At 45.1% G+C, this 18,062-nt stretch carries 14 protein-coding genes; 3 read left to right on the top strand and 11 right to left on the bottom strand.

The genetic code is table 11. From position 1 onward, the window contains the following. The coding region (locus tag H595_RS0117455) for an ATP-binding protein (protein WP_027672348.1) at nt 1-256 on the top strand (256 nt) is incomplete at its 5' end. Between the two features lie 24 nt (nt 257-280). On the opposite strand, the gene H595_RS0117450 is transcribed toward H595_RS0117455, so the two are convergent. The 3 genes from H595_RS0117450 to H595_RS0117440 are packed head-to-tail and all read right to left on the bottom strand — an operon-like array spanning nt 281 to nt 3,410. Continuing rightward, entirely contained in the window at nt 281-1,069 is a 789-nt protein-coding gene (locus tag H595_RS0117450; RefSeq protein WP_027672347.1) for an ATP-binding protein, read from the bottom strand. After that, on the bottom strand, nt 1,066-1,929 hold the full coding sequence (locus H595_RS0117445) for a DUF4194 domain-containing protein (RefSeq protein ID WP_027672346.1): 864 nt from the start codon (nt 1,927-1,929) through the stop codon (nt 1,066-1,068). The genes H595_RS0117450 and H595_RS0117445 overlap by 4 nt, the downstream gene beginning before the upstream one ends. A 20-nt stretch (nt 1,930-1,949) precedes the next feature. Continuing rightward, nucleotides 1,950-3,410: a DUF3375 domain-containing protein gene (locus H595_RS0117440; RefSeq protein WP_027672345.1), complete on the bottom strand. Its 1,461-nt coding sequence runs from the start codon at nt 3,408-3,410 to the stop codon at nt 1,950-1,952. A gap of 277 nt (nt 3,411-3,687) precedes the next feature. On the opposite strand from H595_RS0117440, the gene H595_RS0117435 reads away from it, so the two are divergent. Further along, nucleotides 3,688-4,602: a WYL domain-containing protein gene (locus H595_RS0117435; protein ID WP_027672344.1), complete on the top strand. Its 915-nt coding sequence runs from the start codon at nt 3,688-3,690 to the stop codon at nt 4,600-4,602. Nucleotides 4,603-4,681: 79 nt separating this feature from the next. On the opposite strand, the gene H595_RS0117430 is transcribed toward H595_RS0117435, so the two are convergent. The 8 genes from H595_RS0117430 to H595_RS22745 all read right to left on the bottom strand — a co-directional run bounded on the left by H595_RS0117430 (nt 4,682) and on the right by H595_RS22745 (nt 17,754). Beyond that, nucleotides 4,682-5,395 carry a M48 family metallopeptidase gene (locus tag H595_RS0117430; protein ID WP_027672343.1) on the bottom strand — a complete coding sequence of 238 codons (714 nt, stop codon included), beginning with the start codon at nt 5,393-5,395 and terminating at the stop codon, nt 4,682-4,684. Next, complete coding sequence (locus tag H595_RS0117425) at nt 5,395-8,487, bottom strand: type I restriction endonuclease subunit R (RefSeq protein WP_027672342.1); 3,093 nt, start codon at nt 8,485-8,487, stop codon at nt 5,395-5,397. Before H595_RS0117425 ends, H595_RS0117430 begins: the two co-directional genes overlap by 1 nt. A 13-nt stretch (nt 8,488-8,500) precedes the next feature. Then, nucleotides 8,501-9,721: an RNA-binding domain-containing protein gene (locus tag H595_RS0117420; RefSeq protein WP_027672341.1), complete on the bottom strand. Its 1,221-nt coding sequence runs from the start codon at nt 9,719-9,721 to the stop codon at nt 8,501-8,503. A 26-nt stretch (nt 9,722-9,747) separates the two neighbouring features. Beyond that, entirely contained in the window at nt 9,748-12,408 is a 2,661-nt protein-coding gene (locus H595_RS0117415; protein ID WP_027672340.1) for a TrlF family AAA-like ATPase, read from the bottom strand. Beyond that, nucleotides 12,401-13,669 carry a restriction endonuclease subunit S gene (locus tag H595_RS22750; protein WP_037055184.1) on the bottom strand — a complete coding sequence of 423 codons (1,269 nt, stop codon included), beginning with the start codon at nt 13,667-13,669 and terminating at the stop codon, nt 12,401-12,403. Before H595_RS22750 ends, H595_RS0117415 begins: the two co-directional genes overlap by 8 nt. Then, nucleotides 13,666-16,110: a type I restriction-modification system subunit M gene (locus H595_RS0117405; RefSeq protein ID WP_027672339.1), complete on the bottom strand. Its 2,445-nt coding sequence runs from the start codon at nt 16,108-16,110 to the stop codon at nt 13,666-13,668. Before H595_RS0117405 ends, H595_RS22750 begins: the two co-directional genes overlap by 4 nt. Nucleotides 16,111-16,160: 50 nt before the next feature. After that, nucleotides 16,161-16,400, bottom strand: coding sequence for an HTH-like domain-containing protein (locus H595_RS0117400; RefSeq protein ID WP_027672338.1), 240 nt, complete (start codon nt 16,398-16,400; stop codon nt 16,161-16,163). A 91-nt stretch (nt 16,401-16,491) separates the two neighbouring features. Beyond that, the gene (locus H595_RS22745; protein WP_205623255.1) at nt 16,492-17,754 is read right to left on the bottom strand and encodes a Tn7-like element transposition protein TnsE; all 1,263 of its coding nucleotides are present in this window, start codon (nt 17,752-17,754) and stop codon (nt 16,492-16,494) included. Between the two features lie 29 nt (nt 17,755-17,783). Between H595_RS22745 and H595_RS0117390 the strand changes: the two genes are divergently transcribed. Continuing rightward, nucleotides 17,784-18,062, top strand: a 279-nt coding sequence (locus tag H595_RS0117390; RefSeq protein WP_027672274.1) for a transposase, incomplete at its 3' end; no start/stop codon positions are given.

The following is an 18,062-nucleotide window of genomic DNA, read 5'->3' as shown; positions in this document are numbered from 1 at the left end:
GTTTGGTCGGGATGAAGCCAATCTGTTCTTTAACGTGATAGCGAAACGCTATGAACAAGGCAGTGTTATTGTGACCAGTAACCTGCCATTCTCGCAATGGTCAACGGCATTCGCTGATGATCAAACCTTAACTGCGGCATTGCTGGACAGGCTGTTACATCATGCGCATATCGTACAAATCAGCGGAAATAGTTATAGGTTAAAAGGCAAAAGAACAGCGGGTGTCATACCGGCAGCAGAAAGTACGTTAAGTTGAAAAGAAGCCAGGGGTGGGTCAAATTTAGATTACCGTTTTAAGCGGTAAGTGGGTCAAAATTGGATTGCCGTTGACACGTATCAGCTTAGTTAGATCATCAATCTTCTTCAGACCAAGCGCTCGCGACAACAATGCAGGGGCGTTCTTGTTGTCCATATAGAGATGCTTTCGGTATAGCTCTTGATAATCTGAAAAATTACTGTCGCAATCTGTTATGGCAGGATCTTCCCGTAACCACTGTTTAAATAGTCTTGTATTACCATCACCAAAAGCATCGAGAAGCTCTTTCAGTTGGAGATTACGCTTGGCGACGAGATAAATCCGCTTTACTTCACCTAGTGTATTTGTAGCGCTTGCCGTCCAGAAAAGTGCCGCTAACGTGATACATGAACCATCATCTGCTCGATAGAGTGCTCTTAAGCCAGTAACAACACTCTTTTCCCGTTTGCTTTTTACACGGGTTGAAGTTCCATCATGAGCCGAACCAAAACTTCCCCGCATATAAGACAATAGAGAGCGGTCTGAGCGATCACCTTGTGCTGCGGCGACATTAAATGTTGCTTTCCCCGCTGGTAGAAGAAGAGCCATTAACCCGTCAATCAATGTCGATTTTCCAGCACCATTGTCTCCCGTGACTAATGTTCCTTCTGGATCGATAGCTGCGGTATGCAATCCATGAAATGACCCCCAGTTATACACTGACAACTCAGACAACCTTATTTGGCCCTGAGAAAACAAATCATTAATATATATCGATTTACCGATTTCATTGGTCGAAGGCTGAACGGTATTTTCGAATAAATTACTAGTCATTTCTGCTCATTCCCCGCAAAACCTGTTTCATTAAGTTGCTCTTGGGATAGAGCTGTATATTCAGCTAACATTGTCTCTAAAAAAGTGGCATTCACTACATATCGGATGATGGGAGTGATTTCGTATCGCTCTTCTTCGCCTCTGATCGTCGACAAGACTTTCCGCTTAACCATCTCTTTTACTCTAATCAGTAGCTTTTTTCGATCTTTTGATGCGTGGTCGGTTATAGGAAGGAAGGGAGTCAGATAGGACTCTATACGTTCGATATCAATCGTAATTTTTTGTTCTCCAGCCGACTCGCGCTCCTGATAATGCTTTCTTAAAACCAGTAGTATCAGCGTATCAAACAGTGAAAGGGGGCGCTTCGGAATTAAGGTGGCTGACTCATCTGGATCTGAAGCTTCATCATCCACCCCGCAATCCCCTTTACTGCCAACTTGCACAGAGGTAGTGTCGGCCACAAATGCCACGCCATACTTCTGATCAAGTATTAACTGGAGGTAAGTTTCAGATAGATGCCTCCGTATTGCCAATTCATAACGACAAAGCTGTTCAAAAAGTTTCGGTTTTTGCGATGCAACGATTGAACCCTGACGCATCAAATGAACCAGAACTCGTCGGGCATCATGTGGCATATCTGAATCAGTGGATTTGACGCTCTCTGTAATTAGGCTTGGCTCGTCACTCTCGAATAGCTGGTCGTCTAAGTCTCTATTGGTATTTATTGAAAGTGGATTACCTGAAGTATGAAAGTCATCGAGCGCCAAGCGGTTTCCTTCATCACCTTCTGTATTTAAGTCCCGATCGGATATACCTGTTACCATCGAGAAGAAGCTATTGGGGGGAGTATTGTTTGTCATTTGCATTCCTTGGCTACCCGTTAGAGGGCAAGTTCATCAATATCTTCTGGGAATAGGTCGGCAGTTAATAGATAGGTAGGTATAGACGCTTTCAACGTAACACCTTGTTTATCAACTACGATCACATCCTCTTTTTCATCTAACATGGTCGCATCCACTGCTTTTGCTACTCGTAAATACGCGACCAGCTCCTCCAGCCCTGCCGTTAACCGGTTTACTTCAGCCAGCCTGGCAATCGACATCGGGCCACATTTATTCAGGGTATTAAGAACTCGATAGGCCACCTGTCTCACTTGAACAGCATCAAGACAGTCAAGCACATGAGTGCTTGGTTCTCTCCTATTGGCGTTTTCTTCAACGCCCGATGTATCGAGTTTGTCGTCTGGGCTCTTTAATTTCATCGATACTGGAGATCTAATTTCTATAGGACCTACCGGAAGACTAAGGCCCGTTTCTGTTGTCAAATCCAAACCTTCATCACGTAGTAATACAGCTTGTCTTTCTAGTTTTGAAAGCAATCTATCAACCGCCTGATTTTCTGCAGCAGAACCGCTTTCAATATATGAACGCAGGCCCTCTTCAGTACGCCGCCTGACACGAAACACTCTTTCACTTTCTCGGCTCAACTCACGCATTAAGTGGCTAAGAAATTGATGCTGACTACTTGATAACTGCTGACCTATCGGTCGACTCAAAATGCTACGGAGCTGCTCACGAAATTCCATTGAGCGGTTTTGATCACACAGCAACTGAAAAAAGCCTTCAAATGCACTTCCTGCTTCTGTAGTAGAAAGCAATGCTTCTCTTTCCATGACTGAAAGCAACACATCTCCACGAGAGATGTCACCCTCAATAATCTGAATTCTGAGTTCTTTATCAAGAATCCTGATCTCGTCCTCAACACGACGAAAATCACCAGTCAACACTGAAGCCAATTGATAGATCTGACGAATTCGCTCTCTTTGCTCAGACTCACTTAAAACCGGGACTACCCCCGCTTGAAACGCCTCGATTTCTCGTTGGATCTCTGCCTTTTTACTTTCAAGCAGAGTTACTTTTTCATCAACGTTAGGACTAATTGCAACCGCTAAGTCACGAACGGCTTCTTGTACAATACGCAAATGTGAGGCTGTTGTGCCGGAATGGCGTTCATCAAGCCCTTTACAGAATCTCAACGCTATTTCACTGGCATCAGTTTTAGTAAGAGAATCATCCATTTCTCGTAACCAGCCATACTTAATCCATTGATTTAAATAAGTGGCGGCCGAGGACTCAGTTTGCCAAATCCCGAGCTCTCTGCTGCGTTCAATCTCAGCATCCAACAAGATGCGGGCTCGGCCGTAAGGAACTTCGCTTTCTTCTGAAAAGAGATCCGCGATGAACGCAAGGATATAAGGTGCATTATCGCCCCTTAACATCCTCCAAGCTGCGCTCTCGGTAAATAGCCGCCGGTACTTGGCTTGCAAACCCTGGAAGTTCAATCCGTTTCCCTCCTAACCAATCTCTCTTTTCAGGCTAAGGCTACTGACCACTAAACAGCCACCTCGAATAAGAAAGACATTATCATCATCATTTTGATGATGTCAACGAATATAATTGACACGCACTAGTGTCAAATATTACGATCTATGTTCGGGTCTGTACGTAAGAAAGTCTGGTATAAGTGAGTGCAGGTTTCAGAACCTGCAAACTCTTGTCAAAAGAGCATGGCTATGCCACATTAAATATGCGGGAAGCCAAGCAATTAGAGGTAGTCATTTGAATAACTGCATCCCAACCAAGCTCGAAGTCATAAACCAATCGCAGCAAGAGAGACTATTCCACATAGATTTCAAACTACGCTTTTTAGGTGCGGTGAACAGAAATGATTTGGTTAATCGGTTTGGTATTAAAGCAGCAGCAGCCACTCGCGATATTGCGCTATACAAAGAGCTGGCGCCTCACAATCTTACGTACGATACAAAAGCTAAAACCTATATCGGAACCGAGCAGTTTCAGCCTTTGTTTCAATACCAGGGAAGTCAGGCGCTATCTGCTTTGTGCTTCGGTCTGGGAGACGATCATGTCACGGGTAGTAGTTCTTTAATTACTACCGAGTCACCTACACAACTAAACTTCCCTAACCTGGACGTGCTAGCTGAGATAACTCGGGCTATTCACCAGAAAAAGGCTTTAGTCATTGACTACCGATCACTTTCCAGCGGTTTGACTCAGCGTGAGATTGTTCCTTTTGCGCTGGTGGATAACGGCCTTCGCTGGCATGTTCGCGCTTACGACCGCAAACGTACTCGGTTCACAGACTTTGTAATAAATCGTATTGTCTGTGCGAAATTACTTAGTACGAAGATAACGAAGTCAGAAACCAAAGAAAGTGATATTCAGTGGAACCGTATTGTTGAAATGCATATCGTTCCGCATCCAAACCTTCAGCATCCAGATACCATAGAAATCGAGTACGGTATGACAAACGGGATGCTGAAAATATTCGTACGAGCAGCAGTTGCAGGGTACGTCTTAAGGCATTGGAACATTGATTGCTCACCTGAGCATGAGTTACAGGGGGCTGAGTTTCATTTGTGGCTTAAAAACACTCCCACCCTCTATGGCGTAGAAAATCTGGCTATCGCGCCTGGCTGCAGGCCACACATTGCCAAGCCTTCATGGTTCACCTAGGAATGTTAATTTAGCTTACCTTACCAACCATCAGCCAAACTGATGCCGTAAATATGGATGAATTTCCGTTATTCCGTTTTCAATACAGCCAATGGTTGTGCGCCAGAGGCATCCGGTTCAACAAGTCTCGACGCTCTCGCCAATCGGGAAGTAGCTTGTCCATATATACCTTAAACCGCTCATTGTGATTACGTTCAAGCAGATGCACCAACTCATGGACAAGGATGTACTCCAAACACTCCGGTGGCTTTTTCGCGAGCTCTAAATTTAACCAAATGCGCTTTGCCTGAATGTTGCAGCTACCCCATTTGGTCTTCATCTTCTTCACACCCCAATCAGCGGCAGTCACACCCATCTTGCTCTCCCACATGGGCAACAATTCAGCGATTCGCGCCTTCAGTACTTCCCGGTAATACGAACTCAGTACAAAAGCTCTACTTTCCAATGTTGCCGTGGTATTGATATATAAATGCAACCGCCCACGACCTAGCTTGATTTCATGCTTACCTGCATGATCAACCACATTAAGACGATATCGTTTCCCCCATAGGTAGTGACACTCACCATTGACCATTTCTCGATCAGACTGCCGGGGCTGTTTGGCGAAATCAGTTTGCTGTTTTTTGATCCAGGGAATGCGGCTGATTACTGCCATGCGAACAGCTGTATCGGTCATAGCTTCTGGCGCAGAAACCCGCACACGACCATCGGGTGGCAATATGCTGATATGCAGGTTTTTAATTGCTTTGCGATTCAACTGCATCGTAATTGAACCAATTTCAATTATCGCCATCACAGATACTCTTTCTGCGCCTTGGCCAGTTCCATTACGCCCTGAATATCCAGATCATAACCCGCCGCTTCTTCTCTTATAGCGTTGGCAATTTCTCGCTCTTTGAAACGGTCACCTACCCAGTCCGCTTTTTTGGTATAGCGAATAGCCGTATCTATTTTTGTGGCCAGTAGCTCATCTTGACCAAAGTTGTCGTAAAACGCGCGTTTAGGGTTAGTATCCATTGACAGTGGATAGCTTGATGTCGTTTGTTCAGGGCGGATCACCTTACGAGATAGCTCACGGATTCTTTCCAGATACTCCTGATATTCAATGGCCTTTTGACGGCGAAGCACAATCAACTCATCCAACAACACCGACATTTGCTCGTAGTATTTCGGATTAACCGGGTTTTCATCGACAATAGTTTTACGAACATTGTTTTCGATGGTTTCTGCCATGGCTTCTTGGTTTTTACGAATACTCTCAGGCAAGGCCTCCACGGCATCAGCACCTTTTTCGACGATAAGCTCGATAAGTCCCAGCTCTTCAAAATCCATCAACACTTCGCTGTCATCAGCACGAATATACATATCTAACAAGTGACGCATCGCAGGCTCAAAGCGTTTCATTTCTACTAAATCGCCACTGGCAAGTTTTACTTCGTCACGGACTTTTTCAAAATGAGCGACTTCTAATCTAATTGAGTCTACATTTTGCGAAGAATAGCCTGCATCAGGCATTTCGTTAGCAATATTGGCAAAAGCACGCAGCAGTTTGGCAACGTTCTGATAAAGCGTTAAACGCAGCGCTTCTTTCTCGGTGAGCTCGTCTTGGTTCAGGCCCGACTTACCACAAAAATAATGAATGTAGTCTTCAGTGTTGCGCGGCGCTTTTACTGGCTCACACAAGGCGCGCACCATTTCCAGCGCATTGTCCAAATCCAGCTTGGCCTGCTCTAAACGATCTTTCAGTAACCCAGCAACGTCTTCTTTGTCGTAACCATCAAATGCGCCTTGAGTGTAATCAGAAATCGCTTTGTCCAAAGAGCGGAACAGATCCTTGTAATCGATGATATAACCATATTCTTTATCATCCCCATCCAAACGGTTCACACGGCAAATAGCCTGAAACAGGTTGTGATCGGCCATTTGTTTGTCGATGTACAAATAGGTGGCCGAAGGGGCGTCAAAGCCGGTTAGTAGCTTATCAACCACGATCAGAAGACGCATTTGCCCTGGTTCATCAATAAATTGCTTTTTAACTTCTTTTTCAAACTCTTCAACCCGGCTTGCGGCCCTGTCTTCCGGTTGCTCGAAGTAATCCGCAAGCATCTTGCGGTAAATATCGTACTTAAAGAGCTTCTCCGTTAAGCCTTCACCTGTTTCTTCTCCTTTAATGCTCGCAGCGGTTGGCTGAAAACTGGTCACAATGGCAACCTTACCGGCCAAATCAGTTTGGCTGAACATCTCATAGGCTTTACAAGCCTGATAAACGCTAGAGCAGACCAACATAGCATTGCCGTAGCCATCCATCAGGCGTGGCTTGGTGTCCATATCCAGCAAGATATCATTCACAATCTGCTGCAAACGGGATTTACTGGACAGCACCTTCTGCATGGTGCCCCATTTCTGTTTCAACTGGGTTTTAGCTAATCGAGATAAGCCGCGAGTCTTCGCTTCAAACCATTCATCTACCTTTTTCTGCGAAGTGACATTCTGGTCGATATCTCGTGCTTCGTAGCGTAAATCTAGCACCACCCCATCGGCCACGGCTTCATCAAACTTATAGGTATGAATGTAAGAACCAAACACCTCAACCGACTTTTTCTTGTCCTTTTTCATCAGTGGCGTGCCAGTGAAGCCAACAAACATGGCTTCCGGTAGGATGGATTTCATTGCTTCGTGCAACTTGCCGGATTGGGTGCGATGACACTCATCGACAAACACAAACAGATCGCCTTTGGCTTTAAAATCCGACGGCAGAGACTTCTTTAACTCGGCAATAAACTCATCGGTCACGGCATCGTTTTCAGAATCAGACTGCCGACCAAACTTGTGCACCAACGAACACACCAACCAAGGGTTGGGTTGATTGAGCGTCGCCACCAAATCGGCACCGCTTTTGGTGCGATATATACCTTCCTCAACACCGGTGAATACTTTTTCAATCTGCTCGTCCAACTCAGAACGATCAGTGACAATCAACACACGGGAGTCTTTTATATTTTCGCGTATCCATTTGGCTAGCCACACCATGGTCAGGCTTTTTCCCGAACCTTGCGTGTGCCAAATAATTCCACCCTCATGCCTTGCTATATGGCGTTTTGCCGCTTCAATACCAAAGAACTGATTGTGGCGACAGGTCTTTTTAGTACCAGCATCGAAAACAATAAAATCGTGGATAATTTGCAAAAAGCGCGCTTTGTTACACACGCGACTCAGGTGAAAATCAAGTTTATGAGCATATGGGTTGGTGCAATCTTCTTTCCATTCAAGATAGTGCTTCTCTGATGTTTCAATGGTGCCGTATCGCAAGCCTTGCGTATCGTTACCCGCCATCACCAATTGCATGCTGGTAAAGAAGTTTTGAATAAAATCTTTCTTCTGGTTATCGAGATTCTGGCGAATACCTTCTGAAACGGACACCGAAGAGCGTTTCAGTTCAATGACTCCCAAGGCGATACCGTTTACATACAGCACAATATCAGGGCGTTTTTTGTTCTCGCCCTTAATAGATACTTCTTCGGCAATAGCAAAATCGTTCGCTTGCGGGTTTCTCCAGTCAATTAGCCACACGGTTTCGTTTAGATGACCTGCGCCTTCTTTGTCTTTCACGCCATAGCGCAGCAGGCGATAAACCTCTTTGTTGGCGTAATAAAGTTTTTTACCTTCGCCCAGCGCTGCTGCCGTATCCAATTTGCGAATAACTCGATTAATCAACGCCTCGCTGACACCGCGTTTTTTTAACCAATCAACTAGGATATCCACTTCAATGTTTTCATTATTGGCTCGATCCTGCCAATCGCCTAAATATCGATAGCCTAAGTCAGTGTGAAAAAACTGAACGATACGATTTTGGGTAGCGCGCTCACGCTGGCCGACGATACTCATTTATCATCCTTGACTAACGATATAAAACAGTTTTCAAATGATCATCCGTTAACTCAAACAGGGGTTCATTTCCTGTTAGCGCTTTAGTTAATGGAATTATTTTTGTTCTTACGCCCATTCCGCGATAATCGACATAGCCATAATCACGCAAAACTTCCATGATGATGGTATTCCTAGGCGAACGCTGGCCAGCCTTCATTTTTTCCACCGTCATCGAATTAGGCAAAGCACCAGGGCTAATCACTTCAAGACGATTCGAGTATCCGGAAACTTCAATCTCAACAAAACGCGTCCAATCACGATGCGCCAGTGCATTAATCAACGCCTCCCGAACAGCCTCAAGAGGATAAAACCATTGTGTTTCCCGCCTCAGCCCTGCATCTACCTCACCAGATTCCTGAGATATAAAGGGTGTCATCGCTTCCATAAAACGCTCAATAACTCCGCCATCAACCAAGCGCTTATCACCATTATCAAGATCCCAGCGACCAACCATTGGGCCATCAATAATGTCATCCAGCGCGGCTTGGTATTCCTTATCATCGCCATTAAATGCCATGACTCTTAACCCTGCTTGCTTTAAATAACGACGCGGGCTTTTACCAAATAACACCAACCCAGCGATGGTGCAGCAAACGCTACCTGCCGCCTCCGTTAAAAAGCCAAGTCCGAGCAGCCTTGCCTGCCATTCTTCTTGAGACTGTGGCACATCTGGGTCACGCAAGATATCCTTAACATAATTCATCAGGCGCGCATCATCCAAACAACTGATATCTGTGCGCGGAACGGGCATTACTTCAGTATGCAACATACCGCCTAATTCAAACAGCCGCATTTGCTGCTCTCTGGTGGCAAGTCGGGACGTCGTTCCTACACGAATGTAGATTTCTTCTTTACCACTGTGACGAACGACATAAGGCTTTGATATACCTAAAGGAAAGCTTACAACCGCAACTACTTTGCCATCATCCAGTCTTACTTCTTCATAAAAGGGCAAAATCATTGGGTGAATTTTGCTCTGAAAAACATTCATCACCCACTCTTCGAGATCGTCTCTTTGGATACCGCTTATTACACCATTGTCTTCGACACCAAGCAGTACTCTTCCACCTTGAAAGTTGGCCATAGCCACAACTTCTTTTGCCAGTTGCTCGGGGCGAATATCGTCCCGCTTAAACTCAACACCTGAGTTTTCACCATTGGCAATAATTTCTAATAATTCTGTTTTTAACATACTTATCTCCGAGGTCGATCAAGTGATCAAATAAAACCGTATTTTTCACGGCGTTGATTGAACGCACTCTTACCACCTTCCAAAATATCGGCTGCCAGCTCTTGGACCTTGGGTACATCAATAGCCCCTTGCTGCTCTGGCAAAATCATGCCCTTACCTTCTTCAACACTCAACACACCTATCCATTCTGCATCGCCGAATACTGGGATATTGGCATTGTGTGTAGCAAACAGAAATTGACGGCTCAGTTTCGCCCGGCGCAGTTCTGCGACAATCCGTTCAGCGATAAATGCGTTATCCAAATTGTCTTCAGGTTGATCCAAAATCAAAGGGTCTTGATTATCCAAAAGCAACAGATGTAGAACGGCAGTGCATTGCTGCCCTGTTGATAAGTCATCAAGAGGGCGAAATACAGCCTCTTGCTCTCCATGGGTAACATTCAGCTCAATTGCCATGGTATCGGGTAATTGCAACTCTTCCAGCTCTAAGAGCTTCAGTTCTGGCAGACGGGTCAAGGCTGTGACAACAGTACCGGATATACCAAAGTTGAGAAATAATTCTGCTTCCCCCTGGCGAATCGTGGCAGCGAGATTGCTGGGTGAAAAATCGCCGTCTAACACCCACGCTAAGCGCTTAGGTCCTACGCCCTCTAAACTGCATTCACTAAGAAAATTAACAAACGCTTGGCGATTCCCTTCGGGCTGCAAGGTAAGTCGAACCTTTTGCTCCAGCTTTCGCGATAAGCGCTTTACTGACTTCAAAATACTGGTCGCTCTGGCGCTAGTATGCTGATCCAACTCCAGCAATAGCTTTTTACGCTGGGCGTATAACTCGTCAATTTGCGTCTGGCGATGTTGTAACGTAGTTTGCTTGGGCCTAATCTGCTCTATTTGCTTCAGTAGCGTCTGATACTCCGCGCCAATTTGCCGTCCCGTTTTACCTTGGCTTGCGGGAATATCTTTAAAGGCTTTTTCTAAATTCTGCTCTTCAGTCTGCTGTTTTTCCAACAAAGACTGCTTAAGCGGTGCCAGCTGTGTGTCTGCAGTCAATGCAAGTTGCTCCAATTGCCCTAACGCTTGCTGCACACCTGTTTTTAAAGAGTCCAACACAACTCGCTGCAGCCTAAATAAATCAGTATGAGGCAAACCATCCAATGCGCTATCACTTAAAAATACCGTATCAGGCAAGCTGTCTTTGAGGGCTTCAATGGCGTCTTTTACACGAGTCACATCTTCATCAACACGCGCTTTCAACTGCTTTTCTTTTTCCAGCTTAGGAATAATTTTCAGCTTTTCTTCAATCCCTAATGCTTGATACTGCTTAGCTTGATCCAACAGCTTGGGCAAGCGTTCCACCTCTGCTTCAACATCGTCTTTCTGATTCAGGGCACGCTTGATGGATTCACGATTATCTTTCAGTTTTGCTAGTACCTTGGCAATATCGGCATCAAATTGTTCGTGCTTCCCCTCCAAAAAGCGTTCTATGAGTTGATTACGGCTATGTTCATCACGGGTCATTTCATAGATTTCATTTTGCCCGTAAAGCTCTATGCCCGGCAGCAGATCGGTGGGGTGGTAAGGTGAAATATTGCCTTGATCATCAACCACCACAGGTTGATTACCATATTTTCGACTCACCGTGAATTTACGACCATGCAGCACTGCTGAGCGCAGCGTAATTTCAACCATTCCCCGCTCTTTGCCAAGATTGGTATCGATCACGCTCTTATGCTGCTTTAACGCGTTTTGCGTCTTAGGCTCCAACGCGAATGCGTAGCGGATACACTCCAACAAGGTTGATTTGCCCGTACCACGCCCGCCAATAACAGCGTTAAGATGGTCAGACAATTCAATATCAACGCCGTCCAGATAACCGCCAACAAAGCGAATGCGCTCGATGGCAGAAGCATAGTTTTCCGGCTTATCAGAATTTAAGCGAACCCGTGACCCGGCATCCAAAAAAGCTTGTTTAAATGACATGAAGCAAGGCCTAGTCATCTTGATTAAACAAGAAGCACCCGGTGATTTAATGTCTTCTGGCTTTGCAACGTCCGCAGCATTGATAGCCGCCATTTCCCGTTCACGCTTATAGCTACTATCTTTGTTTAGGAATACTTTGCGGTAAAAATCGCTTTCAACACCGTTTAAATCTTCGATAGAACCTGGAATTTGAGCAGCCAGTAGTCCTTTGTGTTGCCAAACATGGTTCATCCGACGCTTTAATACACCGTCGTCATTGGTGCAGTGCGCAGCGTAGATGAAACCGCTTTTTTCGTTGACGTAATTGATAATATCAATTGCAGACTTCTGTACAGGCGCAGCAGGCTGATTAATATCTACTCCTAGCGCGCCCAAATGCATTTTTATTAAATCTGCTGTGGTAGATTCACTAAACAAACAGACTAAGTGAATTTTTTCACTGGAAGCAATTTCAAAACCTGGAAACACAACGATGTTATGTGATTGAAATAAATCTCTTATTTCTTCATAGCCATTTATCGAGCCATGATCAGCCAAGCCGATAACTTCAACTCCAGCCTCCAAGGCCGCAACCAACAATTGCTGGTTATAGTCAGATTCAGATAGACCCTGCTGTTGGCCACGGTATTGAATATAACCCGCTGGATTAACCTGCAATGCACATTTAAAAAAGCGAGCTTTTTTATAACTTTGCTGTTGGTCAGCCATATTGCGACTCCTTATTTAGCGGATGCACCAAGCGCGTCTTACCCGTCAGCAGCTCTTGCATCATGCCCAGTTTGATTTGGCGGGTTTTGCTAAGGCGTTGTTCCAACGTCTGAATCTCTTCGTCCATATCAGAGAGGATGGTGGCGATGCAGGTTTGTTCTTCTTTTATTGGTAATAACATTTTCATATCAGTAATCATCTCGCGACGAACGGAATCAACCGACGACTTCGCTGTCATGGACATGATGCGTTCATAAAAATTACTACTGAAAAAAATATAAAAGAAATACCCATCAACCTTTTCGCCGAAGTTGTACATTAGATAAACACGCTGATGAAAATCGAATTTTCCATTAATATAATGAAATATTTTTCCGGTACCTACGCCGTCTCCAGCTGTCAAAACGGCTTCACCATCAAATGAGAAAGTGTTAATTCGCTCCACCGTTTGAGAGCGGACGAAGAAAGGATATGTCCCATCTTCAATCCGATCTTGAGTGTTTCTACTTCCCGTTGTAATCGAAATTAAATTTCCAATGGAATCAACCTCCCAATCTTCCGGGATTTCTCCCAACTCACTTGGTTTGGTGCCTTTGCGAAGGCCATCTGCACGCAAAGCAAACTGAGGCAGGCGGGTGCGGCCGGTGAGGAGTTGTTGCATGGTAGCGGTTTTGATGGCTTGTTTTTTGGCTATCAGCTTTTCCAGCTCGCTGATCAACGTATCAATATCTGACAGGGCATTGGCGATGGCGGTTTGTTCTGCCTTTGGAGGCATAACCATCAACATCTCAGCAATCATTTCACGGCGGACCGAATCGACTGATGACTTTGCTGTCATCGACATTATTCGATCAAAGAAGTTATTGCTGAAATAGATGTAAAAATAGTAGCCATCCAATTCATCACCAAAGTTGTACATTAAGTACGTTCTTTGATGAAAATCGAATTTCCCATCTATATGGTGAAAGATCTTACCTGTACCTACGCCATCACCAGCGGTCAATACACCTTCTCCATCAAACGAATAGGAGTTAATCCTTTCAACGTGTTGAGAGCGCACAAAAAACGGATAAAGCCCATCAGCAACTTTATCCTGTGTATTCTTATTGCCTGTTGTTATAGACACCACTTTACCTACAGTGGTTACTTTCCAGTCTTCTGGAATCACTCCAACTTCTGTTTGCTTATATCCAACAGGAATAGTGGTCGAAGTCACGTCCGACAGATACGCTGGGCTCACTTCCGCCACGCCACTACTCATACCGTCCACTCCAAGCCCATGACTTTTAAGTGCCCTGCCACTTTGTTGCTGAGGTTTTCTACCGATTGGGCAATGGCTGGTAACGGCTCGCTGTAGCGCTCTTCCAGTTCTTTGACTCGATTGGCCAGTTCCTGGGTGACTCGCTCGATTTCGGCGACGATATTGCTTTCAAGCGTTGCCAGCCATTTGTCGTCAACAATCAGGATCTTGATGTCAGCTTCACTAAGCTGTGGGTATTTCTTAAAAACTGCCAAGTCGAGCTCAGTCTTCTTGTCTTTAGCTTTTGTCTTAGCCGTGGCTTCTTTTTTTACGAGTGATAAACACTTCTCTAATGCATTTATTTCATCAAGGTCGCCGCTATTAGATTTAAGTTCTTTCAGTCGAGCATTGATTAATTTCTGGGTCACCTTATCTTTGTCATTTTTGGCTTCTAGTAGTAAATCGTCTTCACCTGCATGTAACTCAACAAACTCTTCCAGTAACTGTGTTGCAGAATCCGCATCAGACTCAAGACAGGACAGCTCTGTTAAGAGAGCAGGAAAGAAGCGTTTTTCGACCAATTTGCGTGGAATAACTTCAACACGGTAACGTTTTTTGTTTATTTCGAAATCATGGCTTTCTTTCCAGACATTTTTACCATCTTTTTTAGTGGGGAATATTTCACGTAATTGCTTACCACCATTCCAGCCGTCTTGCACCAATACATACACATCGTCCTGCATCACCTCTGCCCAGTAGTCCATAAGGATCTGGTAAATGTCATATTTACTCAGGAGTGGCGTTTGTGCATAACTTTGCAACAGGTCTTCGCTGATACGATGGATAATCTGTTTTGGCGGTTCATCTTGCTCAATCGTTTTTAAGTTTGAGCGCTGCGCCCAATCGGTAAACGGCACCAGGCTTTGTGCGGCAAAGGTTTTGAACTCGTCATGGTTCAGAATAGTACTTTTCACTTGTGAGGCTTTTACCAAGGCTTCACTATAGCCTGTGCGCGCGGGCTTGAACAAAGTCGCTCGAATGCTGGGGAACACCTGCCAGAAGGGCTCTAAGGCATCAATGTCTCGGTTTGGAATACCCCCTTGCAGATGGGCGAGTAAGTCGTGTAGGTCTTCCGGCTCACTAGCGTCGATATAACGCGGAATATTTAGGTTATAGTCGTTGGCGGCGATTTCACTTAACGGCACCATACGCGAGTAACGCGACAACTCTAACTGTTTGGTGAAAACGTCAACGATTTTGTGAATATCCTGGCTGCGTAGGCGGTTTTTATTGCCGTCTTTGATAAAGCCTTTGCTGGCATCGACCATAAAAATACCCTTGCGAGCATTCGCATGTTCTTTATCAATGACGATAATACAGGCAGGAATGCCAGTGCCGTAAAACAGGTTGGCCGGCAAACCGATAATGCCTTTGATGTAACCTTGCTTGATGAGGTTTTCACGAATGCGCGCTTCGGCGTTGCCACGGAACAAAACGCCGTGAGGCAGAATGACCGCGCCTTTACCGGTGCTTTTTAAGCTTTTAATGATGTGCAGCAAAAAGGTGTAGTCGCCGTTTTTCTCGGGCGGTATCCCCCAAATAAAACGGCCAAATTCATCCTCGCTTGGATTAATTCCATTGGTCCAGTTCTTATTGGAAAAAGGAGGGTTAGCAACTACGAAATCAAAACGTTTTAATTCACCGTTACTCTCTTTCCACTCAGGTGCAGAGATAGTGTTCTGACCTTTCACGATTTTTGCGGTGGCATTATTATGCAAAATCATGTTCATACGAGCCAACGCACCGGTACTTCCTTCTTTTTCTTGCCCGAAAATAGACAATCCACGGGGCGCTTCATCACTGGCTTTTAACAATAGGGAACCAGAGCCACAAGTAGGGTCATACACGGTGGCATCTTGCGGGGTGTTATTATCAATACCAATCACTTTAGAAAGGATGCGCGACACTTCCGATGGTGTATAAAACTGGCCTTTCGATTTGCCCGATTCAGTAGCGAAGTGGCGCATCAAGTATTCGTAGGCATCACCTAGCAAGTCATCACCATCAGCACGGTTGCCTGAAAGATCTAAGCCTTCAAAAATTCCAATCAATTTTGAAAGACAATCGATCATATCCTTGCCTTTGCCAAGCTTATCTTCGTCGTTAAAGTCGGCCACGTCGATAACGCCTTTGAGATCGTTTTCTTCGGCCAGCGCACTGATGACCTTGTTGATTTTATCACCGATTTCTTTGTCGCCTTTCAGGGCAACCATATCGTCGAAGCTGGCACCTTGTGGCACCACAATCATGCCGTAAGGGTCGCCTTTGTACTTATCAGAGACATACTTCATAAACAGCATGGTGAGTACATAGTCTTTGTACTGGCTAGCTTCCATTCCGCCACGCAGCTCGTCGCAGCTAGCCCAAAGGGAAGAATAAAGTTCGGTTTTCTTAATGGCCATGGTGATTCCCTCGGGTGCCGGGTACTGCCGGCACAAATAAATTTGCGTTGTTATAGCTTGGCGGTATCAAGCCCGGCCGCTTTCAGGCGCTGTGTCAGGTTGCGCATTTTGCTAAATTCAGTTCCGAAGCTAATGCTCAGGCCAACACCTTCACAAAACTCCTTGGCGGTAATGGTTTTAAGCTCATCAGCGTATTTGATCATTTGTAGATGCAGCTCAGCGGTGTATTGATTGCGAGGGGCATCTGCAAGGACCTGCTTGATGCGCTGGTAAATCTCGTTTTCGTTCATTTTTCAGCCTACACGACTTTAATCTAGATAATTTAGCTAAATTATCTAAAGCTCATGAGTAAAGCAAACTTTATTCGGGTAATGACGGCATTTACCCCAGAGAAAGTGCATGGACAAACCGTTGCGCCCAACTCTCAATCGACTCAACCGGAATGTTTCCAGCATCTGCTCCCTGGTGCTTGGGGTGATTAATGCCGATGTGACAGTTTTCACCAAACAATCCATCCAACAACTCGTTAGGCCAAGATATTGATTTAGCTACCACCCCTTTGCGGATAAGGGTGAAATGCTCAATCCAATCTCGTGCATCGGAGCCAAAAATAACTTTGGTTGAGAGCATTTTGATGCCGTCTGATGTATCTACTTCAAGTAGCACTGCGTCAATCAACTTATAGCGAAGCCGAACGGCCTTAATCGCCCTTTGGCTGCCATTTTCTAACAAATGTTGTTTACTGCGGCCGACTTTGGGTAATGGCAGCGTTTCTTCATGGAGTATTCGGCATAGGTGTTTGAACTTTAACACCTGCAGCAGATGATCAAAGCTTTTAAAGCGACTGGCAAATTGTCGTTCACGATCAGTAATATCCTCTTTGCCACCCACATCGGCCGAAGGTAAGGTGCCGCCTTGATAAGGCTCACCCGTGCTCACGTCCCTGCCAGCCTCTTTTTCAGCAAGCTCATCCAAAATCTGATTTCGGCGCTCTTTAACCTCTTCCTGTTTGTAAACCCTGCAGGGCTTTGTAAAGCGGCACCAAGTTAAATCTCCTTCTAATATCAATGTTTCATTTTCATCAGAAGCGGATTGTTCGTCGTCAATTTCAAATTCTTCGTCAATATGCTGCCAGGCTGTACCCCCAGAGCCGGTCCGCGCTTTGCCATCATTTTGCTTGCTTTTAAAAAAATCTGGGTTAATGAATGCAACGCTCTCTGGCAGATTAACGTCGTAATCAATACCCACAATTTCTTCAACTAAATAATGGCTTTTACTGGCGTCATACCTACCGCGAACATGAAGTTTCCAGTTCGTCATCGGCGGTGGCTCAAAGCTAAAACGCCAGCTCTCCAAAGGACCTCTGAACTCACGCTTTTCTTGATAGTGTCGAAAGATGCTTTGGTAAGAGGCCATCGCCTGAGGATCTGTCAGTAACCATGCCAATAGTTGCTTGGTACCACTTTGATCAAACGCAGATTTTGGAAAAGTACTGGTTTGCAGCACATGAATATTTACATGATTTTGTTCAGGTTCAGGTTGTACATCAAATTCTAAGGGTAAGGTAGCACTGCTCAAACATGCCCGACAGAGATAGGAATTGGCTAAGAAAAGAGTCTGTAAAAAAAACTGTGTAAGTGGCATTCTATCTAACTCCTTAGAAGGGATAAAGAATGCCAATTACAGACCAATTACTGGATCAGCTGTTAGCTGACTGCAAATCTCCTGAAGATCTGATGGGCGAGCAAGGCCTATTGCGCCAGTTGACCAAAAAGCTTGCTGAACGAGCCCTTGAAGCTGAGATGGAACACCATCTTGGTTACGCCAAACATGACCCGGCCGGTAAAAAAACCGGTAATTCCCGCAACGGTAAAACCAGTAAAACTGTGCGCTCTGTGCATGGTGAAATAGAGCTGGAAGTCCCGCGCGACCGCAATAGCACCTTCGAACCT

It is taken from the genome of Rheinheimera baltica DSM 14885 (assembly GCF_000425345.1).
Classification (GTDB): domain Bacteria; phylum Pseudomonadota; class Gammaproteobacteria; order Enterobacterales; family Alteromonadaceae; genus Alishewanella; species Alishewanella baltica.
Note: the sequence above shows the minus strand (reverse complement) of the source record. Positions and strands in the feature narration are given on the sequence as shown.

Excerpts from the sequence above, each read along its gene's own strand:
- H595_RS0117450 (WP_027672347.1), bottom strand. The coding sequence starts at position 1,069 with ATGACTAGTAATTTATTCGAAAATACCGTTCAGCCTTCGACCAATGAA.
- H595_RS0117445 (WP_027672346.1), bottom strand. The coding sequence starts at position 1,929 with ATGACAAACAATACTCCCCCCAATAGCTTCTTCTCGATGGTAACAGGT.
- H595_RS0117430 (WP_027672343.1), bottom strand. The coding sequence starts at position 5,395 with ATGGCGATAATTGAAATTGGTTCAATTACGATGCAGTTGAATCGCAAA.
- H595_RS0117425 (WP_027672342.1), bottom strand. The coding sequence starts at position 8,487 with ATGAGTATCGTCGGCCAGCGTGAGCGCGCTACCCAAAATCGTATCGTT.
- H595_RS0117420 (WP_027672341.1), bottom strand. The coding sequence starts at position 9,721 with ATGTTAAAAACAGAATTATTAGAAATTATTGCCAATGGTGAAAACTCA.
- H595_RS0117415 (WP_027672340.1), bottom strand. The coding sequence starts at position 12,408 with ATGGCTGACCAACAGCAAAGTTATAAAAAAGCTCGCTTTTTTAAATGT.
- H595_RS22750 (WP_037055184.1), bottom strand. The coding sequence starts at position 13,669 with ATGAGTAGTGGCGTGGCGGAAGTGAGCCCAGCGTATCTGTCGGACGTG.
- H595_RS0117405 (WP_027672339.1), bottom strand. The coding sequence starts at position 16,110 with ATGGCCATTAAGAAAACCGAACTTTATTCTTCCCTTTGGGCTAGCTGC.
- H595_RS0117400 (WP_027672338.1), bottom strand. The coding sequence starts at position 16,400 with ATGAACGAAAACGAGATTTACCAGCGCATCAAGCAGGTCCTTGCAGAT.
- H595_RS22745 (WP_205623255.1), bottom strand. The coding sequence starts at position 17,754 with ATGCCACTTACACAGTTTTTTTTACAGACTCTTTTCTTAGCCAATTCC.